Source organism: Streptomyces sp. P1-3 (genome assembly GCF_050613155.1).
Lineage (GTDB): Bacteria > Actinomycetota > Actinomycetes > Streptomycetales > Streptomycetaceae > Streptomyces.
Genome location: NZ_CP192512.1, coordinates 59751 through 85286, shown reverse-complemented (window position 1 = coordinate 85286; position 25536 = coordinate 59751). Strand labels below are relative to the sequence as shown.

Annotated in this window: 19 protein-coding genes and 2 pseudogenes; 10 read left to right on the top strand and 11 right to left on the bottom strand. The window is 69.8% G+C overall.

All coding sequences use genetic code 11. From position 1 onward, the window contains the following. Positions 1–87 precede the first annotated feature (87 nt). The 3 genes from ACQUSR_RS00380 to ACQUSR_RS00370 all read right to left on the bottom strand — a co-directional run bounded on the left by ACQUSR_RS00380 (position 88) and on the right by ACQUSR_RS00370 (position 2662). Entirely contained in the window at positions 88–1128 is a 1041-nt protein-coding gene (locus tag ACQUSR_RS00380; RefSeq protein WP_431040501.1) for a VWA domain-containing protein, read from the bottom strand. 332 nt (positions 1129–1460) lie between these two features. Beyond that, the gene (locus ACQUSR_RS00375) at positions 1461–1838 is read right to left on the bottom strand and encodes a hypothetical protein (protein ID WP_431040500.1); all 378 of its coding nucleotides are present in this window, start codon (positions 1836–1838) and stop codon (positions 1461–1463) included. Continuing rightward, positions 1805–2662 carry a hypothetical protein gene (locus ACQUSR_RS00370; protein ID WP_431048001.1) on the bottom strand — a complete coding sequence of 286 codons (858 nt, stop codon included), beginning with the start codon at positions 2660–2662 and terminating at the stop codon, positions 1805–1807. Before ACQUSR_RS00370 ends, ACQUSR_RS00375 begins: the two co-directional genes overlap by 34 nt. On the opposite strand from ACQUSR_RS00370, the gene ACQUSR_RS00365 reads away from it, so the two are divergent. Both ACQUSR_RS00365 and ACQUSR_RS00360 read left to right on the top strand, forming a co-directional pair. Further along, positions 2570–3025 carry an ATP-binding cassette domain-containing protein gene (locus ACQUSR_RS00365; RefSeq protein WP_431047291.1) on the top strand — a complete coding sequence of 152 codons (456 nt, stop codon included), beginning with the start codon at positions 2570–2572 and terminating at the stop codon, positions 3023–3025. The two genes, ACQUSR_RS00370 and ACQUSR_RS00365, sit on opposite strands and share 93 nt — an antisense overlap. Next, positions 2923–3393: an ATP-binding cassette domain-containing protein gene (locus ACQUSR_RS00360; RefSeq protein WP_431040499.1), complete on the top strand. Its 471-nt coding sequence runs from the start codon at positions 2923–2925 to the stop codon at positions 3391–3393. Before ACQUSR_RS00365 ends, ACQUSR_RS00360 begins: the two co-directional genes overlap by 103 nt. Here the strand turns inward: ACQUSR_RS00360 and ACQUSR_RS00355 are convergent. After that, positions 3285–3698 (bottom strand): annotated as a pseudogene (locus ACQUSR_RS00355) (site-specific integrase); the annotation flags it as partial. The gene ACQUSR_RS00360 and the pseudogene ACQUSR_RS00355 sit on opposite strands and share 109 nt — an antisense overlap. A 904-nt stretch (positions 3699–4602) precedes the next feature. On the opposite strand from ACQUSR_RS00355, the gene ACQUSR_RS00350 reads away from it, so the two are divergent. The 4 genes from ACQUSR_RS00350 (at position 4603) to ACQUSR_RS00335 (ending at position 7330) form a co-directional block, all read left to right on the top strand. After that, positions 4603–5472, top strand: a complete 870-nt coding sequence (locus tag ACQUSR_RS00350) for a papain-like cysteine protease family protein (protein WP_431040498.1) — start codon at positions 4603–4605, stop codon at positions 5470–5472. Positions 5473–5486: 14 nt separating this feature from the next. Beyond that, positions 5487–6419, top strand: coding sequence for a hypothetical protein (locus ACQUSR_RS00345; RefSeq protein ID WP_431040497.1), 933 nt, complete (start codon positions 5487–5489; stop codon positions 6417–6419). A gap of 254 nt (positions 6420–6673) precedes the next feature. Continuing rightward, positions 6674–7033, top strand: coding sequence for a transposase (locus ACQUSR_RS00340; protein WP_431040496.1), 360 nt, complete (start codon positions 6674–6676; stop codon positions 7031–7033). Between the two features lie 81 nt (positions 7034–7114). Then, positions 7115–7330, top strand: a complete 216-nt coding sequence (locus tag ACQUSR_RS00335) for a transposase (RefSeq protein WP_431040495.1) — start codon at positions 7115–7117, stop codon at positions 7328–7330. Between the two features lie 200 nt (positions 7331–7530). On the opposite strand, the gene ACQUSR_RS00330 is transcribed toward ACQUSR_RS00335, so the two are convergent. The 3 genes from ACQUSR_RS00330 to ACQUSR_RS00320 form a co-directional block, all read right to left on the bottom strand. Next, complete coding sequence (locus ACQUSR_RS00330) at positions 7531–8715, bottom strand: RNA polymerase sigma factor (RefSeq protein ID WP_431040494.1); 1185 nt, start codon at positions 8713–8715, stop codon at positions 7531–7533. A gap of 1 nt (position 8716) precedes the next feature. Next, positions 8717–9130, bottom strand: coding sequence for a YciI family protein (locus tag ACQUSR_RS00325; protein ID WP_431040493.1), 414 nt, complete (start codon positions 9128–9130; stop codon positions 8717–8719). A gap of 244 nt (positions 9131–9374) precedes the next feature. Beyond that, complete coding sequence (locus ACQUSR_RS00320) at positions 9375–10148, bottom strand: SDR family oxidoreductase (RefSeq protein ID WP_431040492.1); 774 nt, start codon at positions 10146–10148, stop codon at positions 9375–9377. Positions 10149–10234: 86 nt separating this feature from the next. Here ACQUSR_RS00320 and ACQUSR_RS00315 point away from each other — a divergent pair, with 86 nt between their 5' ends. Together ACQUSR_RS00315 and ACQUSR_RS00310 are read left to right on the top strand one after the other, a co-directional pair. Beyond that, entirely contained in the window at positions 10235–10852 is a 618-nt protein-coding gene (locus ACQUSR_RS00315) for a TetR/AcrR family transcriptional regulator (RefSeq protein WP_431040491.1), read from the top strand. 111 nt (positions 10853–10963) lie between these two features. Further along, a pseudogene (locus tag ACQUSR_RS00310) lies at positions 10964–11203 on the top strand (IS5/IS1182 family transposase); the annotation flags it as partial. Positions 11204–11433: 230 nt separating this feature from the next. Here ACQUSR_RS00310 and ACQUSR_RS00305 read toward each other — a convergent pair. From ACQUSR_RS00305 to ACQUSR_RS00295, 3 genes are all read right to left on the bottom strand, one after another. Next, on the bottom strand, positions 11434–11952 hold the full coding sequence (locus tag ACQUSR_RS00305) for a hypothetical protein (protein WP_431040490.1): 519 nt from the start codon (positions 11950–11952) through the stop codon (positions 11434–11436). A 310-nt stretch (positions 11953–12262) separates the two neighbouring features. Further along, positions 12263–13774, bottom strand: coding sequence for a multicopper oxidase family protein (locus ACQUSR_RS00300; protein WP_431040489.1), 1512 nt, complete (start codon positions 13772–13774; stop codon positions 12263–12265). Between the two features lie 154 nt (positions 13775–13928). Further along, positions 13929–14387 carry an SgcJ/EcaC family oxidoreductase gene (locus tag ACQUSR_RS00295; protein WP_431040488.1) on the bottom strand — a complete coding sequence of 153 codons (459 nt, stop codon included), beginning with the start codon at positions 14385–14387 and terminating at the stop codon, positions 13929–13931. 92 nt (positions 14388–14479) lie between these two features. Between ACQUSR_RS00295 and ACQUSR_RS00290 the strand changes: the two genes are divergently transcribed. Both ACQUSR_RS00290 and ACQUSR_RS00285 read left to right on the top strand, forming a co-directional pair. Continuing rightward, positions 14480–14935, top strand: a complete 456-nt coding sequence (locus ACQUSR_RS00290) for a MarR family winged helix-turn-helix transcriptional regulator (protein WP_431040487.1) — start codon at positions 14480–14482, stop codon at positions 14933–14935. Positions 14936–15187: 252 nt separating this feature from the next. Further along, entirely contained in the window at positions 15188–15415 is a 228-nt protein-coding gene (locus ACQUSR_RS00285; protein ID WP_431040486.1) for a hypothetical protein, read from the top strand. A 183-nt stretch (positions 15416–15598) separates the two neighbouring features. On the opposite strand, the gene ACQUSR_RS00280 is transcribed toward ACQUSR_RS00285, so the two are convergent. Then, positions 15599–25453, bottom strand: a complete 9855-nt coding sequence (locus ACQUSR_RS00280) for a neuraminidase-like domain-containing protein (RefSeq protein ID WP_431040485.1) — start codon at positions 25451–25453, stop codon at positions 15599–15601. Positions 25454–25536: the final 83 nt, after the last annotated feature.

Sequence of the window (25536 nt, the reverse complement as noted above, 5' to 3'; positions counted from 1 at the left end):
GCCCCCGCACGGCGACGTCGCGCTGCTGCCCACTCCGGACCGAGGCCGACCAGCCCCGCCAGTCGGGCCGGCGGGGCTTCCAAGGCGTCAGATCATCAGCAGTAGCCGCGTGTGCGGTACGAGCTTCCGGTTCACGCTGGTGCTCTGCACGAAGATCGTGAAGTCGTCGTTGTGGTCGGGCTTGACGCGGACTTCCGTGTCCGGCAGGCCGAGTAGGGCTCGGGCCTCCGGCCCTGTGTACACCCGGTCCGTCTTCTTCTCCAGCACCGCAATCTGTTTCCGCGCCTGGATCTTCTCCGACTTACTCAGCTGATAGAACGCACAACCTGTATGGAAAGTGTGCCCGCATTCGATGACCCAGTCCCGGATCGCCGCTTCGCGATTCACCGGAATCAGCTGGTACTTCGACGGATTCACCGGGGTGAGACCGGCTGCCTTGATGGTGTCCTTGTTGACCGCCGCGGCGCCCGTGGAGAATACCGCCCGCGATCCCCGGATGCCCTGGGCGCGGCCCACCATGAATTTCTCGGTGGCCTGCTGGATGACCTGCCCGGCCTCCTCCAGACCCTGTGTGCTCGTGGCGTCCCAGATGGCGATGTTGTCCTTCGGGAAACCGCACTGCATGGCCTCGCGCTTCCCCATCTGATCCGGCACAAGGACGGCCAGCGTCCAGTTGTCCTCCTGAGTCTCCATCATCTTGGCCACGGCCTGCACCAGCTCACGCGGATCCCTGGTAGGGGCATCCAGGCAGCGATGACTTGCGTTCTCCTGTCCGTCGGTCAGTATGAACGTCAGGAAGCTGTGGTCGCCATACAGTTGCGCCGTCTGCGCCAGCTCCCGCTGCGACTTCAGTGTGGCCGCCAGCAGAGCCGTCATTCCACGGACCCGGTACAGCTGCTTCAGGGACGGCATCCGCAGCACGTCCTTGTCGTAGATGACGCACTCCACCTTGTCTGCGAAGACGTACACCGTGACGCGGGTTTCCTGGTCCAGTTCCTTCGATCGGCGGGCCAGATATGCAATCTGCTGGTCGGCGACTTCGACGACCTTGCGGCTCAGGTGTGTCATGGACGAACTGGCATCCAGCACAAGAGCAACGTGATTGATGTAGTTCTGGTTTCCGGACATGACCGCTCCCCCTTTTCCGACTCGATGCTCCGATCCTCTCACCCACCACTGACAATCGATCTTGGGTTCCAGGCTGGATGCAGAGCCCACTCCCCAGGTACGCAGCCGAACAGCTGTGCACCACCGCACTTCTGGGATCGATCCGGGAGGGCGGTGGTGCGGGTTGCCTGGTCGGTCCGCCCCTCGAGTGGTGGTCCACGCCCACTGCACGCCCAGCTCCGTCAGCGCGGTCCGCTGGTCCTGGGTGATGAGTTTGTCGCGCCTGCTCTTGGTACTGGAGAGCCGTACCCCAAGCCGAGGTTCGACCGGCTCTTCCTGACCCTCCATCGAGATCATTTCGATGTGCCCTCGGCGCTGGCCTCGGCGCCTTCGCGGGCGATGTACTGCAGAAGGCCGTCAGGCGGCGCTCCTCCGCGTCCCCGCAGCAGGTCGGCTACCAAAGCGACCCGCTTCGAGGACATCGCAAGCGCGTCCTGGTGGTAGATGGCCGCCCGACTCCCGCGTACGCTCACCGTCGCGGCCCGCCTCGGCTGGGCCGCCGACCGGCCCGCCATGCTCTGGCTCGCGCTCTGCCAGCTGGTCGTCGCCATCTCCTCCGCCGTCGTGCTCGCGGCCCTGCCCGGCGCGATGAACCACCTCCTCGCCGACGCCCCGGTCGCCGACCGGGTGAGCGCCGCTACCAGCTCGCTGATCGTGGTCGCCGTCGCCACCGGGGTCCGGGCCGGGGGCCGACGCCCTCGCCGTATACGCCGCCGCCCGCCTCGCACCCGAGGTCGCCACAGAGACGGACCTCCAGATCCTGGCCGCTGCCCCGGAGGTGGAGCTGGAGAGGTACGACCAGCCCGGCTTCGCCGACCGGCTCCGGGTCGCCGGCAAGGGCGTCGAGGCGACCGAGAACCTCATCGGCGACGCCCAGGCTCTCCTCTCCGTACTCGCCCAGCTCATCGCCGCTACCGGGGTCCTGACGGTGCTGCACCCGCTGCTGCTGCTGCCGCTGCTCGCGCTCGCCGTGGTGCCCAAGGGCGCGGCCGCGGTCGCCACGGCGCGTATCCAGCACCGCGCCGACTACCAGAACATCTCGGACAACCACCTGCGCCACCTGCTGCGGTACTACTCCACCGACCGCCGCACCGCCGCCGAAGTCCGCGCCACCACCATGGCCCTTCCTGACCAGCTGGTACCGCGAGATCACCGACCGGATCAAGGCCACCCACCGTCGCGCGGCCCCGCGGGTCCTGCGAGTCACCCTGCTCGGCGCCACGGTCAGCGGCCTGATGCTCGCCGCGATCTGGGCCGCGCTCGGCTGGCTGGCAGCCATTGGCCGTATGGACCTGGCCCTCGCCGCCACCGCCGTCGTCGCGGTCCGCACCTCCACCGGCGCGCTGACCTCCCTGGTCATGGCCGCCGCCCGCCTGTTCCGCACCAGCCTGTACGTGGAGGACTGGCAGGCGTTCCTGCGCCAGGCGAAGGTCCTGCGCGCCGAACGCGGAACCGAGATGATCCCGGTCGGGGCGCCCGCCGTGATCGAGGCCAAGGACGTCACCTACACTTACCCGGCGCCGACCGCCCGGCGGTCGACGGGATCAGCCTCACCCTCCGCCAAGGCGAACTCATCGCGCTGGTCGGCGAGAACGGCTCAGGCAAGACCACCCTGTCCACCCTGCGCACCGGACTGCGCGTCGCCAGCACCGGCACGGTGGCCTGGGACGGCACCGACCCCACCTCGCCGAGGCCGATCCGCACAGCGTGTGGTCCCGCGTCGGGCTGGTGCCGCAGGACCACACCCGCTGGCCCATGGACCTGCGCGCCGACATCCACCTCGGCCAGCCCCGCACCGCCGCCGACGCCCTGCTTCCGGACGCCGGGCGGGCAGCCGGCGCGGACAGTGTCATCGTGAAGGTCCCGTACGGGCTCGACACCCTGGTCGCCGGCTCCAACTGGGGCGGCACCGACCTGTCCGGCGGTCAGTGGCAGAGGATCGCGGTCGCCCGCGCCTTCTACCGCGACGCCGTCATGTTGATACTGGACGAGCTGACCTCCGCCATGGACCCGCGCGCCGAACACCTGGTCATCAGCCGTTTCAAGGAGCTCGCCGCGGGCAAGGCCGCCGTCTTCGTGACCAACAACGTGGAGAACGCCCGCATCGCGGACCGCAGCTGGGCGACGGTGATGAGGCCGGCGTCCAGGTGGGTGTCGGTCCACTTCTGCCCGCACGCCTCACCCCGTCGCAGCCCGCGGAAGGCGATCAGGTGGATCAGCGCGTAAAGCCGGTCCTCTGCGACGTGGTCGAGGAAGAGGCCGGTGTGCTCCGGCGTCCAGACCATCACGGGGGAGGGCTTCTCGCCGGTGCGCTTCCAGTGCAGGATGCGCTCTTCGGTCCACACGAGCGCCTTGGGGCGCTTGCCGGCCTCCAGCCCGACGTGGGCGGCCGGGTTGAAGGTGATCAGCTGCTGAGCGATCGCGGCGTTCAGCGCGGCCCGCAGCGTGGAGCGGACGCGCTGCCGCGTAGCCGGACCCACAATGCGGCGGTAGGGCTCCATCTGAGCGATGGCCGCCTTCATCGCGAGTCGCCCATCCGGCCTCCCACTCGCCCATCAATCGCCCAGGCCGTCGGCGGCTCTCGCTCCTGCAGCCGGCGTCCGCCTCGGCCTTCTTCGCGTCCTTCTTCACGCTCGCCCCAATTCATGCAAAACATGAGGCAATTCCCCAATTGGAATGTGATTATGAGTCACGCAGCATGCACTCTAGGCAATTTTAGCTATTTGACGGAGCGTCTAATGACGCTCGTGAACCGTCAAACTTATGCAAAGGCCCGGCCCTGCTGGGCCGCCGAGATGGCCTGGACCAATGATTTCATGGTGGCCAACTTGTCGGCGGCTTAAGAAACTTGACGTTCCATCATCCTGCCTCTCCCTTGATGGTTGAATTGTTGACATCTTTGCAGGCAAATCAACGGCGCCCAAATCCCGCTATCTCTCTGGCAGGATTCCCGGCACCCAATCCACTCAAGGAAAGCGGTGCCGATATGCCCGGTCGCGGGAGAAGTGGTCAAGCAGCGGCACAACACCCGTATGCCGCCGGACGCAGTGGTCTTCACAGGCGTGCGGACCGCAGGGCCGGTCCTCGTCTCGTCGGGTGACGCTTCGACCGCCCGAGTCCAGGCGGGACGGGGTAGCCCGGGCGGTTGCCTCGGGGCCGATCCTCCGGACGGCGTGCCGCGCACCGGCCTGCGGGCACGCGCCGCGGGCGAGTGCCAAGCAGGCCCCCTGGTCGCTCCATCGACCCCGCCCTTTCGGGCCGCCCCCCGCGCCGCCGCTCCGGCGAGCAACCATCCTCGCTCGGCCCATTACTGACTGACCATCAGCCGTCGAGCGACACCGAACCGGGGCCGCAGCCGCGTCCCCTGGAGACCTGCCCCCGTAGCCCGGACGACCGGGTTGCCGGGCAGGCGAGTCACCCCCCACTTCAAGGAGCATGATGCACAAACGTCGCACGCCCCGCCGCAAGAAGGTGCTGATAGCCGCGATCACCGCAGCACTCTCCGGCGGCTTGCTGTACGGCTTCGGCGCCCTCGCCCAGGCCGATGCGGTCAGCGGCACGGTCATCGGCGGGCAGGGCAACTACAAGACCATCAACCACCGGGCCAAGCCGTCCCTCTCGGCCCAGGTCAACGGCTCCTCGAAGGCCGGCGACAAGATCCAGATGTCCTGCCGGACCACCGGGGACACCGTGGAGAACAACCCGCGTTGGATCTACACCGGCTCGTACTACATCGCCGACGCGTTCATCCACGAGAACACCACCGGCCTGCCGGTCTGCGGCTCGAACCCGAACCCGAAACCCACCCAGCCCAACCCCGGCACGAACTCCAAGACGCTAAAGATCGACATGCAGAAGCAGGTCAGGAGCCAGTGGTGCTGGGACGCCTCCGGCGTGACCATCGCCAAGTACTGGGGCCGCGATGTCAGCCAGGAGCGATTCTGCCAACTCGCCGCCCAGAGCGGCTGGGTGGACTGCAACAACCAGCCCGCGACACTGGAGGACATGGCAGGTGGCCTGGCCAGGCTGGGGCTGAGCAGCAGTGGCCGCAGCCTGAACCGCAACGCGACGTTCAGCGAGTCGAACGCCGAGATCGCCGCAGGCCGGCCGTTCGCCGTCCGGTTCGGCTGGCGCAGCGGGGGCGGCCACATGAACGTCATCTACGGCTACGACAGCACCAGCAACATGATCGCGGTCGGTGACCCCTGGCAGACCACCCAGACCTACACCTGGTGGAACTACTCCACCTACGTGAACAACAACTCGTTCCAGTGGACCCACTCCCGCATCGGCATCCAGGGCTGAGGAGAAGACCGACCATGCAGACCATGCGACGCACCAAGCGCGCGGCCGCCCGGGCAGCCGTCCTCGCCGTGACCGCGCTCGCCGCCACCCTGTGCGGAAACGTTTCCGCGCAGGGCGCGGAGGGCGACGGCATCGCGGGCTACCAATCCGCCCAGCAGACCCTCCGCAGCGACCAGCTCCGAGACACCGTCTCCCGCTTCCTGGTCGCGACCCGGCAGCCCGCCAGCGCCGCCAACGCGGACGGCGGCACCCTCGCCACCCCCGGGAAGGACCCCGCCACAGCCGGCGCGCCACCCCGGTTCGAGCTCAAGGCCCCGGTGCCGATGTTCGAGATCAGCCCCGAGTTCGTGGCCGGCAAGACCAAGACGACCCCGCAGACCGTGCTGCGGCTCGCCTATCTGGCCTCCCGGGTGACCGCCTCCGACGGCCACCAGGCCGCCGTACTGCTCGCGCCCCGGGGGAACGCCGCTACCACGGGAAGCGGCACGAAGAACGTCGGCGCCGAGGGCTGGGAGCTGGCCGGCATCCGAGACGGGGACGTCGAGGTCGGCCTGGCCGAACGCGGCACCCCCAAGGCCCGCACCTTCACCGAGCCGCAGATCCACGCCTGGTACCGCATCACCGCCGAAGGCATGATCGAACCGCTCAACAAGGCGGCGACCACCGGCCTCGGCGGAAAGCGCGCCATCACCCTCGCCGCCTACCAGAAGCTGGTCTCCGCCCGTTACGGCGACAAACTGCCCGGCTCGGAATACGACCGCAAGGGCCTGGCCGGCGGGTACCCCGGCCTGGTCGAGGACCAGCCCGCTCAGGCGGCCGCCCCGTCCGCGAGTCCAGCGGCCGGGACATCCTGGCAGCCTGTAGCCGCCACCGGGGCCGCGGCCCTGGCAGCGGCCGCCGGCGCGGCGGTGTACGTGCGTCGCCGGTGCACGGTCGCCACGCGCTGACCTGTACAGATCCGACCTGCGACCTCCCCTTCGATGCATGACCGGCAGGGACGGCCCGCCTGGGCCGATCTGCGTGCGCGATGCGTGAACGGACGGAGCGGCATCCACTGGCAGGAGGGCTGGCCAGGCGGAAGGCCGGGTGGCGCTGACCTGCGGGGACAGCGCCACCCGGCACAGCCGAGCATCCCCCGGCAGGGATTCGATCCCACTCGTAAGAAGTCATCTCATTTGGATGGCTCGATAGGCTGTCGGTCGTGGTGGGGATCGTTGAGCGGCTGGTGCCGGACGAGTTGTGGGAGTTGTTCCAGCGCGTGGTGCCGGAGGCGCCGTCGCGGCCGCAGGGTGGTGGGCGACGCCGGCACGGCGACCGGGAAGTGCTGGCAGCGATCGTGTTCGTGGCCACGTCGGGATGTACGTGGCAGCAGTTGCCCTCTGCTTCGTTCGGGCCATCCGGAGCCACGGCCCATCGGCGCTTCTCCGAGTGGACCAGGGCGAGGGTGTGGGCCAAGCTCCATCGCCTGGTCCTCGACGAGCTCGGCTCCCGTGGCGAGCTGGACTGGTCCCGCTGTGCGATCGACTCGGTGAACATGCGGGCTCTGAAAAGGGGGACCTGACGGGTCCCGCCGAGGGCCCGGACGACGCAGGCCAGGCAAGCTGCACGGCGACAAGGGCTACGACTACTCCCACCTGCGGCGATGGATAAGCAAGCGCGGCATCACCCACCGCATCGCCCGCAAGGGCATCGAGACTCCCAGCGACTGGGCCGGCACCGCTGGACCATCGAACGCACCATGTCCTGGCTCGCCGGCTGCCGTCGCCTCCACCGAGGCTACGACCGCAAAGCCGAGCACTTCTCCGCCTTCACCGGCATCGCCTGCACCCTCATCTGTTACCGCAGACTCGCCAAATGAGATGTCGTCTAAGTGTGACGAGGTGGGGTGCATCTCGGGTGGATGAGATGCCTCCGTCTAGAGATCACGCTGAGTGACCGAACGGCGGGACAGTGAGCTTACGTGTTCGTCTTCCGATACCGGAGGTCGTAAAGCTGTGAGGTGACCGCTCTGGCCACGGGGCCGCGCCCAGGGCCGCGGGAGAATCCGAGCGCGACCCGTCAGTGAGACCGGTGGGCGTTGAGCCGGGCGGCTTGGCGCGTCAGGTGGTCGCGCTCGGCGAGGTTGGGGGCCTTTCGGGCCGCCTCGGCGTACAGGCGTGCCGCCGTGGCCAGGTCGCCGTCGCGCTCGTGGAGGTACGCCGCCACCGCCGTGTGGCGGGGCAGTGAGTCGTCCAGCGCCGCGAGCGCCGCCAGGCCGGCACGTGGTCCGTCGGCCTTGCCGACGGCCACCGCGCGGTTGAGCCGGACGACCGGGCTGTCGGTCAGGCGCGCGAGCTCGTCGTACCACTCGACGATCTGTACCCAATCGGTCTCCTCGGCGGTGGGCGCGTCGGCGTGGAGTGCCGCGATGGCGGCCTGGGCCTGGAACTCACCCAGCTGGTCGCGGGCGAGGGCCGCTTGCAGGATCTCGACGCCCTCGGCGATCAGCTTCGTGTCCCACCGGCCGCGGTCCTGCTCGGCGAGCGGCACCAGGCGGCCGTCGGGCGCGGTTCGGGCGGCGCGCCGGGCGTGGTGGAGCAGCATGAGGGCGAGCAGCCCCGCGACCTCGGGGTGGTCGACCTGGGCCGCGAGTTGCCGGGTGAGCCGGATGGCCTCGGCGGCGAGGTCGACGTCGCCGGAGTAGCCCTCGTTGAAGACCAAGTAGAGGACGCGCAACACGGTGGAGACGTCGCCGGGCCGGTCGAACCTTCCCCGAGCTCTCGGCTTCGCTCGAACAGGGGAGACCCCAACGCCGGAGACGGTGCGCTTGGCCCGGCTGATGCGCTGGGCCATGGTCGCCTCGGGCACAAGGTAGGCCTGCGCGATCTGGCGGGTGGTGAGCCCTCCGACGGCGCGCAGCGTGAGCGCGACCGCGGACGACGGCGTCAGCGAGGGGTGGGCGCACAGGAAGTAGAGCTGGAGCGTGTCGTCCACCGCGGGCGTGGGCCCGGGCGCCGGCTCCTCCTCGACGCGGTCCTCACGCCGGCGGCGGGCGGCGTCCGCGCGGGTCGCGTCGAGGAACTTGCGCCAGGCCACGGTGACCAGCCAGCCCTTCGGATCCCGCGGCGGTTCGGTCGGCCAGACGCGGACCGCCTCGACCAGCGCGTCCTGCACGGCGTCCTCGGCCGCCGCGAAGTCGGCTCCGCGGCGGACGAGGATGGCGAGCACGCTCGGCGTGAGGCTCCGGAGCAGGACCTCGTTCACCTCAGTGGCACTCCGTGATGGTGGGCGTCGCGGTCAGGAAGGGGCGCACCTCCAGCCACTCATGGATCGGCTTCCCGCCGGCCCCGGGGGCGGCCGACAGTTCCCCGGCCAGCTCGACGGCGCGCTCGTAGCTGTCGACGTCGATCACCATCCAGCCGGCGATGAGGTCCTTGGTCTCGGCAAACGGGCCGTCGGTGACCGGCGGGCGGCCCTCACCGTCGTACCGGACCCACGCCCCCTCGGGGGCGAGCGCCTGACCGTCGACGAACTCGCCGGTCCCCTCGAGCCGGGCCGCGAAGTCCTGCATGTACTGGACGTGCGCCGAGATCTCCTCCGGCGTCCACTGGTCCATGGGCACGTCGTTGACCGCAGCCGGGGCGCCGCGGTAGTGCTTGAGCAGCAGGTACTTGGCCATCGTGTCTCTCCTCGGTGCTGTGCGACCCATTGTGGTCGCTTTCATAACGAGGACGGAGCCGGCCACGGGTTCTCGACATCGCGGTCTGAATTTTCTTGGCTCTCGTGGATGAGCCTGGGTGAGCCGTCTCGCGGTGTCCGGGGCCACAGCGTGGCGCGAGGGCCGGGGCGTTCTCGCCCGGATGATCTCCGTGGGGCCCTTCGGATGGCGGCCGCCGGGGCTCGCCGCCGCCCGGCGCGGCGGGTCACAGTCCGGAACCGCCCGTGGCGTCGATCACCCGGCCGGTGACCCAGCGCGCGTCGTCCGAGGCGAGGAAGGCCACGATGCCGGCCACGTCCTCGGGCTGCCCGACCCGGCCCAGTGCGGCCAGGGAGGCCGCGTGCGCTTGCGCTGCGGCGTTGTCGCGCAGCCAGCCTGCGTTGACGTCCGTGTCGATGATCCCGGGAGCGACCGAGTTCGCGGTGATGCTCCGGGCGCCCAGTTCCTTGGCGAGGTTGAGGGTGAAGTTGTCGAGGGCGCTCTTGGTGGCGCCGTAGGCGATGGCCTCCGGCATGGCGAGGTGGGCCGCGCCGCTGGATATGTTGATGATTCGCCCGCCGTCGCGCAGCCGCTTGAGGCCCTCCTGCACGATGAAGAACGGTGCCCGTACGTTGACCGCGAAGACCTTGTCGAAGTCGTCCTCGGTCAGGTTGGACAGGTCCGAGCTCCGGGCGATCCCGGCGTTGTTGACGATGATGTCGACCGCGGCGCCGGGCGTGTGCTCGGTGGCGCGGGCGTCGAAGGCGGCCCACAGGGCGGCGGCGTCGCCGTGCCGGCCCAGCTCCGCCCGCAGCGCGAAGGCCCGGCCGCCGTCCTTCCGGATGCGTGCGACGACCTCGTCCGCCGCCGACTCGTCGCGGGCGAAGGCAACGGCGACGGTGGCGCCGTCCCGGCCGAGACGCTCCGCGATGGCCCGGCCGATGCCCCTGCTGCCGCCGGTGACCAGCGCGACCTTGCCCTGAAGTGGGTGTGTAGCCATGAGAGTTGACCGCCTTCTGTTTGTTGAGTGATTCCTCAAGAAAGAAGGTAGCGCACGTTCTTGAGCGCACGCTCTAAAATGGTGGGGTGAGCGAGACACCTGTGAAGCGAGGCCGGCCGCGGACCTTCGACCGCACCGCGGCACTGGCGGCGGCCACCCGCCTGTTCTGGGAGCGCGGTTACGAGGCCACCTCCATCGGCGAGTTGACCGCGGCGATGGGGATCCGGCCCGGAAGCCTGTACGCGGCCTTCGGGGACAAGAAATCCCTCTTCAAGGAGGTGGTGGAGAGCTACGGGCACTCACCCGTCGGCGCCTTCGCGGGCGTGGCGCTCCAGGAGGAGCCCACGGCCTACGGGGCGATCGCCCGCATCCTGCGCGAGGCGGCCGTCATCTATCCCGACCCCTCCCATCCGGCCGGCTGCCTGACCATCAGTGCGGCCACCAACGTCACGCCCCAGGACGCCGAGGTGCAGGCCTTCCTCCGCGACCTGCGCAACAGGAACGTGGACGGGTTCGAGGCCCGCCTGCGGGCGGCGCAACAGGCGGGCGAGCTGCCTGCCGAGGCCGATTGCCGGGCCCTGGCCGGATACTTCGCGGCCGTCATCCAGGGCATGTCGCAGCGTGCCCGGGACGGTGCCACGGCTGCCGAACTGAGCGAGGTCGCCGAACTGGCACTGGCCGCGTGGCCCGCGGCGGAACGCTGACCGACGCACCCGAGGCGCGCTGACCCATCGGACACCCCCCAGGCTGGTGTCGTTTCCGGCCAGCGTGGGGCGAGGTGATCTGTCGGATCGGGGTGGGCCCGGCTTGAGCACCAGCATCGGAGATGGTCAGCTGGCGGCACATGGGAGAGAGTCCTGCGGGCTGTTCAGGCCGATGCCGATGCCGATGCTGATGCGGAGGGCGGGATCGACTGGTCCATGGTCGGCGTCGATTCCCCATCATGCCGCGCCCATCAGCATGCCGCCGGGGCCCGGCACTGCCCGGGGTGGATACCAGGCCGACGCAGGTGGCCTGCCTGTCACCGGCTGGAGGAGGCGATCGGATGCTCACGCTTGCGGTGAGCACCTGCCCGGACAGTCCCTGGAGGGCACCGTGGAGATGCCTGAGGCAACCAAGGCTCTGCGGGTCTTCCGCCTCGCCTTGGCCCCTGTGAGAGTGCCCACCGCCTGCGGTATGCCGGGGCCGCCGGCTGGGCCGACAACTACGGCAGCCCCGAGATCCATCACGCGCGCCGGGCCTGGCACCGAGGAAGCGCACGCATGCGCCGAGCCGCGTGGTGACATCAGTCGAATCGGGCGGCGAAGCGCCGCCGCAGGTCGGTGTAGTCCCAGGCGGGGAAGAGCCCGGGAAAGTGGTCCAGCATCGCCCCGAGGCCGGTGCGGAAGTTCTTGAAGTAGGGATCGGTGAATGGGAGCTCATCAGTAAACAGGTACTGCCACCCGTATGTTCCCTTGGTCAGCACCAACTGTTCCAGGTATCCGGTGTAGGTGAGGTCCAGCCGCACCAACTGCTGACCCCACCCCTCGACCTCGTTCATGTCCATGTCGTAGTACCAGATTTCCAGGGGGTCGGTGTGCCGCTGGATCCGGATCGCCGCGAGCTGCCCTGCCGCCGTGAGCGGGGTGTTGTCGATGACACGCAACTCGGAGCAGAGCTCGGCCCCTGGCCAGCCGGAGGGGATCAGATCGAAGATCTGGCCCAGCTCGCCGGTCGACGACCGGTCCACCGCCAGGTGTGGGCAGTCCTGCAACTCCTGCTGGGTCTTGAGCAGCCGTTGCTCGATCGGAGTGGGAGTACGCATGGGCCGACCCTAGCCAGGCGGCGTCATCCTCGCCCACCGATCTGCAGGTGGATGATCTCCACAACTGGGACATAGTGCGCGGCTCGGCTACGAATCAGCAGTCGCCATGAGATGCGGGCCTTCGTGAGCCCGCGGTGATCCACCGGACAAGCCTTAGCGCGCTCTGGTCACCGCCCGCCGTGATCATCTGCGCGCGCAACGGTGACAGCCCGGTCATCGGGAGTCGTCGACACGCGGGAAGGGCTTGAGGCTCCCGGGGCGGTATCCGGCGCGGCGTGGAGCGGCTCCGCTCCCGGTGGCCGCGGGCCGGCTACTCATGATGGTGGTTGTGGCCGAGGTCATGGCGGGGGCTCTTCCCCGCCTTCTGGCCTGGTTCGGCCACGATGAACTGCCCCATCATTCCGGCGTCTTCGTGGTAGAGCAGGTGGCAGTGGTACATGTACGGGGTGTCCGGGTCGGCGGGGCCGTCGAACCGCAGGGCGATGCGTACGGTGGTCTGCGGGCGGACCAGGACGGTGTCCTTGGGTCCGCGTTGCGGCGCGGGTGGTGTCTTGCCGTTGACGTCCAGCACCCTGAACCTGGTGTCGTGCACATGGAAGCTGTGCGCGGCGCCGTCGGCGTTGGTGACTTCCCAGATCTCTTCCGTGCCCCGCGTCACGACCTCGTCGATGCGTTCCATGTCCATCCTCTTGCCGTTGATCTCGACGCCCAGCAGCTCGAACTGCCGGGTGCGCGCCGGGTGTGCGCCGGTCGGCAGGTCCAGTCGGGTGAGTTCGCGTGGCAGCTCGGTGGAGTCGCGGAGTGTGCCGGCGGCGCGGAGCTGGAGGACGTCGAAGGAGTCGTCGCCGCCGTTCATGCGCTGATCCCAGAAATCGAGGCCGATGTCGAGCGGGTAGCTGCGCAGGACGGTCCGTTCACCGGGTTTCACACGGACGACGATCTCGGCCCGCTCTCCGGGGGACAGGGGAATGCGGTTGAGCGCGTGCGGCCGCTCGAGAAGGCCGCCGTCGGTGGCGATCAGAGAGAAATCACGGTCGTCGTCGAAGCCGAAGTTCAGGATCCGGGCGGTGGAGGCGTTGAGCAGGCGCAGGCGCACCAGTTCGCGATCGACCGTCTTGTAGGGGCCGAGGGTGCCGTTGACCAGGATCTCGTTGCCGAGGAAGCCGGTGCTGGAGGAGAACATGCCGCGGCCGAAGTCGAAGGATCCGCCGTCTTTGAACCGGGTGTCCTGCACGATCAGCGGGATGTCGTCCTGGCCGTAGTCCTTCGGCAGGGCGAGCCGGCCGGCCTGGGGGTCATCAAGGATGAACATTCCGGCGAGACCCCGCTGAACATGCCGTTCGGTCTTGCCGTGGGGGTGCGGGTGGTACCACAGGGTGCCGGCGGGCTGGTCGATGGTCCAACTGGGCGACCACCGGGCGGCGGGTTCGATCATCTGGTGCGGTCCGCCGTCCATCCTGGCGGGCAGATGCATGCCGTGCCAGTGCACGGACGAGGCTTCGGGGAGTTTGTTGTCGACGTTGACCATGACCTTCTCGCCGCGCTTGGCGCGCAGTGTGGGGCCCAGGTAACTGCCGTTGAATCCCCAGGTCTTCGTCGTGCGCCCGCTCCGGAACGTCGTGGCACCCTGCTGCATTCGCAGGTCGAAGACCCTGCGGCCCCGCTCGTCCAGGCGGGAGGGCGCCAGCGGGGGGACAGCCAGTTCGTTGGTGAAGTCGACCTTGCCCACTGTGCTGACGTCGGCGCTGGTGTACAGCCAGATGGCGCCGCTGCCGAGCAGCAGCCCGAGGGCCAGTAGGACCGACCCCACGATCAGTAACACGCGTTTGAGTCGGTTCCGGCGCCGGCGCGGCCGCGGCCTGACGGCCGGTGAGGGCGCGGATGTCCCGGAGGTCACTTCAACAGTCATGCCTGGAGGCTCGCAATCGGTCGGTCATCGGCGTGACGGGGGTGGCGGATGTGTGGTCGCCGGCGGGTCAGCGCGGCAACTGGGGCCGGGCGCCGGGCTGGACGGTGAAGTTGAAGGCCTCCATCAGGGACTTGTGCTTGGTGTTCTGGAAGGCCGCGACGCGCCATTCGCCGTTGGCCTGACGGATCACGGTGTACGTCTGGACCTTGGTGAGCTTGCCCAATGTGCCCTTGTAGGTGTCGCCGCGGGTGATGACCACGGCGACGTCGGGGCCGTAGAAGCGGATGCCGTCGACCTCGCTCGCCAGGCGTGTGCCCTTGAGGAAGCTGTCGAACAGGGCCTGATGGGCGGCGCCGATCTCGTCGCCGCCGCGGTACACGGTGCCGATGTAGGTGACGTAGGTGGCGTCGTCGGTGAATCGGGCACCGTATGCGGCTCCGTCACCGCGGTTCCACGCGTCGGTGAGTCCGTCGAGCAGGGCACGGACAGCGGTGACGGCGGCGGTGTCGGTGTCGGTGTGATTCATGGTGTCGGCCTCCCGTGATAGCTTCTCAAGCGAAGTAACTGCGCGGAAGATGTCTCTTCTTCAAGGAAGAGATTAGGGAGGAGAGGTCAGCGATGTCAACGCCAGAGATGCGGCCGGACGCGGGCGAGGTCTACCGCCACTACCTGAGCGCGGTCATGCTCCACGGCCACGCCAGCGCCAAGGCGTGCGGACTGGGCGCCACCGACCTGTATGCGCTCAACACGCTCGAACTGGCAGGGGCGATGACACCCGGCGAGCTGGGCGCACTCACCGGACTGACGACCGGGCCCACCACCCGGCTGATCGACCGGCTCGAACAGGCCGGCTACGTCCGGCGGTGCCCCTCGCCCGACGACCGCCGCAAAGTGATCGTCGAGCCCATCGCCAAACCCTCTGGCCTCGACGCAGCGATGGCCCCGGCCCGGCGGCGGATCAGCGAGATCATGCGCGGCTACTCACCCGAGCAACTCCAGACGCTCTTCGACTACTTCACCCGGGCCACCACTGCCTACCGGGAAGCCACCGAGGAAGCCCGTCAGGCGACCTGAATCCCGCCCGGGCGGCTAGGCCGGCGCCCGGACCCCGCCCCACAGGGCCGGTTTCGCCCGCCCGCTATGTTCCCGGCTCGCCGGTCCGCGCGCGGCGGCGAGGCTGCGCAGCGACACGTACACCTCCCAGGCCGCTCGCCTGACCTCGTCGCCGTCCGCGCCGGTCATCCTGCCGCGTCCAAGCCCCACGGCCGGTGGGCGGGCCGCCGACCGTGTCTGGGCGCCCACGCCGAGGGCTGGGAGGCGGTGAGCATGCGCCGCCTGGCCGACCGGATCGGCTACTCCGCCAAGTACGCCTACCGCTCGCGCCTACCTGGAGAAGCCCCGCACCGTCACCGGCTGGACCGGCCTGCGTCGTCGACGCCTCCCACGGCAACAGCGGCAAGGACCACAACCGCCGGCTGGCCGTTCATCGCCGACCTGGCCGAGCAGATCACCGACGGCGCCCCGTCCCTGGCCGGCATCATGATCGAGTCCTAACTGTCCGACGGCAGACAAGACCTCGCGGCCGACACACCCCGCCCCGACCTCAGCGTCACCGACCCCTGCCTCAGCTGGTCCCGCACCGCCCTGCTGCTCGAGACCCTCGCGCTGGCCTCCCGCCGCCGGTAGCCGCTGTGAGCTCCGGTACGGGTGTCGCCCCTCACCCGGCGGCCACGCAGGTCACGGGACCAGTTCGTAGCCGCACAGGACGTACATCCGGGTGACCGGGCCGACATCGGCGGGGATGGTGAAGCCTCCCAGCTCGCGGTCTCGGGCGCGACGCAGCGGCGCCAACGGCAGGCTCAGCTCGCCGTGGAACAGACCCGGGTATTCGGCACTGGTCACACAGGTGATGTCGTGCCCGCCGCACCCGCCGTTCTCGTCGGGGCCGTCAGGCACCTCGTGCTCAGCCCTGAACCGCACCGTGATGTGGCCGCCGTCATCGCAGCCCGCGGTCTCGACGAACAACCCGAGCCTGTTGACCCGCAGGTCCTGATCACCGGGCAGGTACGGGAAGTGCGCCCGCGTCAAGCGCAACGGCAACCGCCTCGGGCCCGTGGCGGTAGTCAGGCGATGCCAGTCGTCGGGGAAGTCGTGCCGTACGTCGAACAACTGCAAGCCCGCGCCCGGCAGGTGTCGCCGCGCGGCGGTGCCGGCCGCCCTCCGCAGCACGTCGCCGCCTTCCCTGGCCGTGTAGTTGAGGTGCAGGACGACGTCCCCGAGCGTGTCGAAGTCGAACCGGTTGTTCTCCTGAGGCAGCTCGATCCGCCAGCGGCTCGCGGCCCCGGCGAACTCGAAGGGCAGGTAGCGCTCGTCGGCGAAGCGCAGCTCGAAGAGGCCTGCGTCGTTCTGGCCGCTGGATGTGGCGATCGCCTCGGTCGCACCGTAGGCGCGCACCACCCGCCGGTCGTCGCTGCCGGCCTGGTAGCCGTCGAACTCGGGGCCCGAGCAGCATCCGGCCGGTGGTTCGGCGAGCGCGGGGTCGACGCGGGTGCTGCTGCCGAGCAGGGTCAACCGGGCGTGTACGCCGGTGTAGGGGCCCACCACGCAGGGGATCGTCACCGTCATGCTCTTGATGCGGCGCAGGTAGTGTCCAGGGTGATCGAGGTCGAAGAGCCACTCGGGGATGTCGACCTCGGCCCAGCCGGCGTGCTGCAGATGCAGGAAGGCGAGCGGGAACTCCTTGCGCATCGAGATGTGCCTGGTCAGCTCGTACTCGCGGCAGTTGGCGTCGAGGTATGCCCCGTCCATCTGCCGCAGCGCCAACTGCAGTCGTTCGCCCGCCAGTAGGCCCTCGTGCAGGCCGTCCCATCCGGTCTCGGGCAGGAAGGCGCGCGCGGTGTGGCCGCGTTCGTAGTTGAAGGCGCGTTGCGCCCGGCGGGCCGTGTGCATCGCCACCTCGTACAGGCCGCGATAGAGCGCGGCGGTCTCTCGCTGCAGATGCAGGTACAGCTGCGTGCCGGTGAACTTGTCCCGCAGGAAGTCGGAGACCTCGGCGCTGTTGTCGATCTGCCGCTGATGGTTGTTCAGCTCGCGCAGCGCGACGTCACGTCGCCGGTGGGCGGCCAGGATCTGCCGTTCGATCTGCTCGATCTCGATGTCGATGATCTCGACCTGATGGTGCCATTCCCGTTCCCTGCGGGCCCAGCCGCCCTCGGTGAGGCTCAGACCCGCGCCGGTGTTGGCATTGTCGGCGATCGCCATCATGATCCGCGCCGCGGTGGAGAAGCCGGACGCGAGCTTGTTGCCGACCGGAAGCTGGTTGAACTCCAGTGGGGTGCCCGCGATGCCCGCGATGCCGATCCACATGTCCGGGCTGATCCCGATTCCCTGGGCGACGCCCTCCAGCACGTTGCCGGCGATCCGGGACGCGATCGAGACGCCGGTCAGCGCGGCGTAGCCGGTCTCGCCCGCGTTGAGCCCACCGGCGATCAGCTCCTGGTAGTACCGCAGCCGGGCGAGCGCGCCCTCCTTGGTCTTGTCCAGCGCCTGCACCTGCCAGTCAGCCTCTCGCCACTGGTTCTTCCTGATGTCCAGGGCCAGTTCCAGCAGTTGCCGCTCGTGATTGTTGCGCAGCGCGGCCAGGGCTTCGGCGTCACCCTTCTCGTAGGCCGCGAGCAGCGCCGCGCCCAGTTGGCGTACCTCCGCGCAGAGTTCGTTGGCCTTGGCCACCAGGAAGGTGAACCGGTACGGGCTGCCGCCGCACTTGCAGTCCTCAGCGCAGTCACCGGCGCACGGCTCGACGGTCTCCCGCCACCCTTCGCGCAGTCCGGTCTCACCGAAGGCACCGCGCTGGGGAAGCCGGTAGCGGTTGAGACAGTGGTGAATCAGGGCGATACGGTCCGCGGTGTCGTCGTACAGGGCGATCAGCCGCGGGTTCAGCGGCGCGGGACGGGTAACGAGGCCGCTCACCGTCATGGACTCGCCAACGTGGTCCTGGGCCCGCACCACGGTGGGGCGATCGCCCAGGATCCGCTGGACGGCGGCGAGGAGGACGCCCGCTTGCTGTGCGCCCTCCACGGTGTTGCGGCAGGCGTGGGCATCGGCCCACTGCACCATGGTCTCCAGGTAGGCCAGCAGCACCGCCCGGTTCCTGGCCCGGTCCTCGCAGACGGGCGAACTCGGGCAGCACGGCAGGTCCTGCCGCCGTCGACGTCGCTGGTTGTCTGCGGCGCAGGAGGCCCAGGTGTTGTCGCGGGCCTGGGGCTGGTACGCCAACTCGTACCACTTCAGAGCGGACTCGTACTGGCAGTGGGTGCGCAGCGCGCCGGCCACGGTCATCGCCACGCTGAACGGCGAGGGCGGCAGCAGCGGAGCCCCCGGGGCGACGTACACGAAGTAGGGGTAGGCGGCGAGCCCGCCGGGGAAGCTCGGCGCCGGGTCCGGCGCCTCGACCAACGGAAGCGCTACGGCGTCGTCCTTGGCCAGGTCGTAGCGGAACCCCGGCGGCGTCGGGTCGGCGTGGCCGATCACCGGCGTGACCGCGCCCACCACCTCGAAGCGCAGGGAATCCGCCGTGCGTCCGGAGAACCTCAGGGTGGCCGTCTCTCCTGTGACCGCGATGCCCTGACTGGACCGGCGCGGCGGGTCGAACTCACCGTGCCGCACCCTGCTCCAGCACAGATGCACCATGGGTTGTGCGTCCCAGTCCAGCAGGGCGGGGAGCTTGTCCGGCCTGTGCCAGTCGGAGGTGTCGTGGTGCGCTTGGTCCGGCTGAGCGCCCACGTCCGCGTGCTGGTCCCGTGCCGAATGGAATGCGGAATCGGCAAGCCAGAAGTAGTACTCGTCGACGTGGTGCCGTTCCTCGCCGCACTGCGCGCAGCAGATGGCGTCCTCGTGCCAGGCCTCGAATTCCGTCCCGGCCGGCGGGAGCCCGGCGGCGGCGACCCGGACGAACCGGGTGCCCAGGCGGACCGCGGCGGTCAGCCACAGTGGAAGTCCGGTGGGGTCGTCCTCGGCTCCCTCCCGGCGATCGCGCGGGTCGCGCTCAAGCCGGGGGCGGTCATCCTCCGGGGGACGGAGGGCGGGGGTGAGGCCGAGCACCGGGGCGAGCCAGGAGTTGCGGGCGGCCCGCTCGGGAGTGCCCAGCAACCCCAGCCCCTCCGGGGCCGGTTGCAGCAGCTGGATTCCGGACGGTTCACGGGCCTGAAGGGGAGTCAGCGAGGGGTGCTCCGGTGGCCGTTGCCCCGGCCACCATTCCAGTCCACCGGGTACCGGCACGGTCAGCGTCGACCGGCGCAGCTCGGACTCCAGGAACGCGAACGCCTCCGACTCCCGCGCGGTGCTCAGCTCGTCCCACTCGATCCAGTTCTCCCCGTAGATCTCGCGGCGCCGGCATGCCTCCCACACCCGGTAGGTGGCGAGCCGCCTCTCCCACAGCCGGACGAACTCCGGCCCCGGTGTCAACGTGGGTTCGAGCCCGAGCCGGGCCCGCTGGACGAATGCCTGCACGGTCCGGATGGCGTCCTCGATCCGGCTCGTTCGCTGGCAGATGCCCGCTTCGACATCTTGGACCAGGAGATCCGAGAGATCCTTCGGCGCGGTCGCAAAGGAGCCCGGGGCCCAGGGCAGCGGCACCCGTTCCATCCCGCACAGGTACGCGAGCAGCGCCGTCCTCGCCCGCTCCCGCAGGCCGTCATTGAGCCCGCGCAGGTCCTCGTAGCGCAGTGGCTCGCCGTTCTCGAAACAGCCGTCCCGCACGAACCGGGTGAGGTTCGCGTTGCCTGAGTCGGGTTGCGCCCCGGGGTCGTCGGCGGCCCACTTCCACGGCACGGCATCGCCGATCCACCGGCACGCGAAGTGGCTGCGCAGCCGGGTCAGCCATTTCTCGCCCTGCCAGACCCGCAGTGCCCACCGCTCATCGATGAGGTCGTCGGCGTCGAGCGGATACGGTGGCGTCGCGAAGTAGGTGTGCAGCAGCGGCGAGTGCGCCAGATCGACACCCAGGTGCCTCAGCAGCTGCGCCGGGTCATCGGGCTGCTGTTCGAGCACGTCGGCGAAGAGCAGCCAGACCGGGCGCTCCCGGGCGGACTCGGTCTCGGCCCGCAGCAGGCAGTAGTCGAAGAGCCGTTCCCACCAGTCGAAGAGTGCCGCCTGGCGGTGCGGGCTGGGCGCGGTGCGCTGATCTCCCAGGGGTTGCGGCGGGTACGGGTCGGACACCGGCAGGAGGTCGAAGTCGAACCAGGCGTGGTGCACCCCGAACGCCGAAGGCCCGGTCCTGGGGTAGGACGTGCCGGCGAAGGATTCGGGATGCGTGATCAGGTGGCCCAGTTCGGACTGCCGGTATCCGGGCACGGCCGTCGCCGAGAGCGCGAACCGGCGGGCAAGCAGTGCCGCCTTCACCGCCCGCTGGTAGGTGCGGCGGATGTCGCGCAGGGTGGCGCCGTAGCGCCGTTCCAGGTACTGCGCGGCGGCCTCGCCCGAGGCGTACAGGCCCGCGGACCCCACGAGGCCATCGCCCAGCGTGCCGTCCTTGGCGTCCCGGAACAGGCGGTCGAAGCCGATCTCCGTCAGCACACCGTCGCTGTCCGGGCCGCGATACTTCACCTGGAATCCGGTGTGCTCCGGACAGGCCTCTTCGGCCCGCTCGAAGGTCGGATCGGACTGGGCGTACTCGATCGTGATCCGGTAGGCGCCCCGGCGCAGCCGCACGCCCACGGACGCGGCCGCCGGTGCGTCATCGGAGTCCCAGTTGTGGTCCAGCATGATCCAGGTCTTCTGGCCGCGTCCCAGAGTGAGCCGCCAGCGGTGTTCTCGGGCTCGGGCGAAGTCGGGTGCGGTGTCGCCCTCGGTGGGTGCGCCGACGTGGAAGTGGTACTCCCCGGCGTTGTCCACCAGCAGCACCCCGGTCCAGCGCGCGGTGAAGGGGCTCGCGCCACCGAGCGGCTCGGCGCTGCCTTCCTTGATGGCGAAGCCGTTGCGTACGGCGACCAGGCGGGACTGGGCCGGGCTCGGCGTGAGATCCATCGCCGGCAACACGGTGGGCACGGGAGCGTTGTACTGATCGCGCACGGGGGCGAACGCGGTGGCCGGGCCGCGGGTCTCCCTCCAGACCAGCTTCCCCGCGCCGTCGTGCAGTTCGCCGAGCAGGCCGGTTCCGACGAGGCCCAGCAGCGCGGCGAACGCGCCACCGCTGGGCGGTGGCGCCCAGGTCACCTCGGGGGTCTTGCCGTCGTCGGTCTCCCACGGCGTCGTCGCCGCGTTCTCGTCCGCCCACAGGCTGCGCAGCACCGTGGACGCCGCGCCCGCGTCGGCCGGGCAGCCGGTCACCGCGGCCACATGTGTCGCCAGATGGTCGACGATCACCGTGCAGCGCGCCCGGAATCGGGCGAACTCCTTCTGGAAGTAGGCGAATCTGGCCTGCTCGTCGGGTTCGGAGACCAGGGTGTCGATGGCGAGCTCGGCGTTCTCGAAGATGGCCGCGAACGGCGCGAGCGCCGCGCGGGGCGCGAAGTACAGGTTGCGTACGGCGACCCGCTCGGCCTCCCGCAGCGGCCGCATGTGGCTCAGCTCTTCGATCACCTCGGTGTCGGAGACCGGCAGCGAGGTCCACAGCTCCTGCGCGGCACTGTCGTAGCCGAAGGGCCCTTCCTCCGGTCGCAGCCACATCAGGGGAGAGGTATCCGCTGCCGCCAGCGGCGTACGGTATTGGCGCCCCAGCACGTCGACTGGGCAGCCGCACCGCTCCAGCACGGTCGGGAAGAAGTGTTCCCCGAGCACCTGCCAGGCGTCGGGTCCGCTCTCCGCCGGGACGTAGCCGAACTCGTCCCGCAAGGTCGCGGTCATCCGGGGCCACGTCCAGGCCTCGGCGTCCTCCTCGGAGACGCGCACGGCCAGCAGGGACCGCCGCAGCGCCCACAGCGTCTGCGCCTCGTCGCACCCGGTCGATCCCGCCGGCTCGGGCAGTGACAGGGGATCCTCGGCCGACTCGTTGCGGTCCTGGAGAGCGAACGGATCGTCACCGTCGCGGTGCTCTTCGACCGTGAACAGCCACATGATCTCGCCAACGGTGAAGTCCGAGGCGTAGATCTTGCCGAGAACCTCGACGAACCGCAGCGTGTGCGTGGGCCGTGCGTGCCAGGTGTCGTCCGCCGCATCGGGGTCGAACCCGGCCAGTCGGGACAGCACCGTCAAGTTGCCGGCGAGTGCCTTGGCGAAGCGCGGTTCCCGGTCCCCGCAGGAATAGCGGGCCCGTGCCAGGTCGCCGATCCGATCCAGCACGAGCTCGAGGGCCCCGGCGGCCGGGGGCTGGGTGGCCCACAGCCCCAGTAGCGGCATCCTTGTCGCGGGCGACGCCTCGTCGGCCCGATAGGTGTCCACGAGGGAGAGACGGAGCTCCTCGTGCAGGATGAGCAGCGCCGCGAGCTGGCGGCAGAAGTCCGGGTTGATCGCGTCACCGTTGAACAGCCGCAGCACCTCGCACACATCGCGCAGCATCGCGAAGGTGATTCCGGGCGCCGCGCCCTCGTTCAGCCGCCGCCACAGCCGGATGAAGACGATCAGCTTGCGCAGCGCGGGGCGCGGGTCCTGCTCGTCCTTGGGATCTGTGAACCTGATCCTCAGATCGTCGAGGCAGCACGGCTCGCAGTCGGGGATGTCGGGGTCTCCGCCCTCCGGCACGGTGCGCTGGAACGCGACGAAGCCGCTGCGCCACAGTGCGAGGAATGCGCAGTAGCTCAGGCCGGCGCGGTCCAGGAACTGGGGCACCCTTAGCACGGTGTCGGTCCAGGACGCATCGCCGACGGATCCCTTGACGAATCCGTACACCTCGTGCAAGGTCAGCCGCCCCCTCGCCTTCCGGAGAGCGATCTCCTGGGCGTAGAGCAGGTCGTACTCCTCGGTGGAAATGCCCAGGTACTCGCAGGCGATCTCCAGCCGGACCGGGTAGCGCCACCGGTGGCTCTGGAACCCGGCGGGCTCGTGGGCCGGGTCCAGCGCCAGCTCGGTGATCTCCTTGCGGAACCGGCGCATCGCGGCGTACCGGCTGGTGCCCAGGAAGCGGAGGTAGGACCTGTTCACGTCCAAGGGCTGGTGGTACGGCAGCGCGGGTGCGGTGAAGTCCTCGCGCAACAGGGCGTACGCGTCGAGGTGAGCCTGGGGCAGTCTCTCGGTGGCCGGTGAGGAGTGTTCCGGCACCGCGGCGAACAAGGTCGCCGGATCGTGCGGCTGCCCCAGAGCGTGCCCGGCAAGCCGATCCGCCGCGGTGTCATGGATCGCGCCGTGCGCGCCGCCGCCGGCCAGCTTCTCCAGGCTCTCGTTCACCAGGTCGATCACCGGCAGGGGCGTGGCGAGGTTGGCGGCCGTCACCTGCAGATCGCCGAGCGGGCCGCGGCGGTCGTCGAGCAGTTCGCCGATCGAGGCCACGTTGGCCGGCGTGGTGGGGTGCTCGCAGGTCGACGCGGCCGAGACCTGCAGCAGGTCATGCAAGTACTGAGGCGGGCCGAATGGTGACAGGTGATCCGGCGGCACACAGTCGGTCAGCGTGCCGTCCGGGTTGACCGGCGCGAAGCTTTCGTCCGGCGGGCCGGCCGGATCGGCGGGTCCCCCCGCCGCCTGTTGGATCTGTGCGGCGAACGGGTGCGCGACGGTGCCGGCGAGTGCCGCGGCGAAATCGGCCGCCGGCAGCGCGGCCGGCTGGGACTTGCTGGTGAAGCCGGCCGAGTACAGCGCTTCCATCAGCGAGAACCGCAGTTCGTTCCCGGCCGCGAACGCGGTCAGTTCGTGCAGCGCGTCGAGTGCCGCGACCGCCTGCGCCAGCCAGCGCTGTGCCGCGATGTCCGTGCCGAAGGTGTCGGCCAGTGCGGCCTCGAAGGCGGCGTCGTTTCGGGGCGCTCCGAAGACGAAGGTGCCACCGCCGTGGGTGCCGTAAGCCGCGATCATGCGGGCGAACACATCGGAGGCGGACACGCCGAGCGTCGGAAGGGTTCCGGCGGCGGCGTGGTCCGCTGTCGGGGGCTTGACGGGGACGGTGAAGAACTTGCGCAGGTGCCGGACGAAGGCATGTGCTCGCTCCGATACCGTGCCCGGCTCGGTGAACGGCGGCAGCAGCGCGGGATTGCCCCGCAGGAGGGTGCGCCACCGCTCATCGGTGACCGCCACCAGCCCGGCGACCGTGGTCACCGAGAGCGGCGGCTGCCCCACCGCGACCACCAGCGGCTCATGGTTGCCGGTGACCGCCCGCAGCACCAGCTCCAGGTAAGGTCCAGGTGATGCGACCGCGGTCGGGGCCCAGAACCCCGCGTCGATGGCCTCCGTGGCCCCGGAATGCGTGCTCCACGACCGCACCACGGTGGAGACCGGCGATGCCAGCGCGACGGTGGGCTCCGACGTGCTGACCGAGCCCAGCGCGCGCAGCCGGCGAGCCGCGGCCGCCGGACCGATCACCGGTTCGGCGGGCATGGTGAGCAGCGGCTCGGACGCCAGGACCACGCCGTTCTCGATCGCGATACGCAGCTGCGCCAGGGACTGTGCCTCGGTGCCGAACCGGGCCGCGTCGTAGCGGTGTTCGGGATCGACCGTCATCGGCAATGTCGCGCCGAGCGCGTACAGGTAAGCCGCCGGTACGGCGAACGTCGGGTCGAGTACGGCCCCGCCATCTCCGGGGGCCAAGGTGATCGCGGCGTGCCCGGTCTCCGCGCCGGTCAGGATCGGAACGGTGAGCCTTGCCTTGGCGGCGGCTGCGGCCAGGCGTTCGCCCTGCACGGCCGCCGAGGCGGCGAAGACGAAGGTGGCCAGCCTTGACGCCTTTGCGTCGACGGTGGCGTGATAGCCGGCCAGTTCGGCCTCGAACCGCAGTCGGTCGTTCTCCACCTTCTGCTGGTCGAGGCCGGTGACCACGGGCGGCTTGGTGTACATCTCGCCGAGCGGGCGCGGCAGGTCGGGCGGCGGATACACCAGCCGGTCCCAGGTGAGTTCGGCGGCGACGTGCCGGCTCTGCGCCGGGCTGAGCGGCGCGCGCTGCGCGAGGGAGCCGCCCGTGCCGGGATCCTTCGCCAGTACCTTGTCGATCTTCGCGACCAGGCCGGCGAAGTTCGGCGGGGTACCGTCCTTGGGCAGCTCGACCTGGTCCCCGCCGGGCGACGTCGCCGGCACCGCCGCGAAGGCGCTCGCGGGCATCGCGAAGTACGCCGGCTGGAGCACCGGCAGCGTGGCCACGCTGGTGACCTTGATGTTGAAGTCCAGCTCCCCGTCGCCGATGGGGACGCCGTCGCGGGTCAGCTCCAGCCGGAGGTCGTACGACGAGCCGGTCGGGTATTCCGGATGGCCCGACGGCGGTGTCACCACGATCACCGCGGTGGCGACCGCCTCCGCGTGCCGCGTCGTCACCGGCGGAAGACCGCCGCCGACGATGTCCAGGTAGTGCTGGATGATCGCCGTGTTGGCCACGTTCACGTCGTGCTTGGTGACATCAGCGTGCGTGACGGCGAGCCCCTTCGCCGACCCGATCTGCACGCCCTGCCTGGGCTCGGCGAAGGTCAGATCGAAGGCCGTCACGGTCAGCTTGTTCAGGGCCGCCCGGAAATCCGTCGCGGACATGGGCTTCGTCGGGTGCAACCGAACGATGATCAACTCCGGCATATCAATCTGCGCCCTTCTGCCCCGATTCCAGCTGCTTCCAG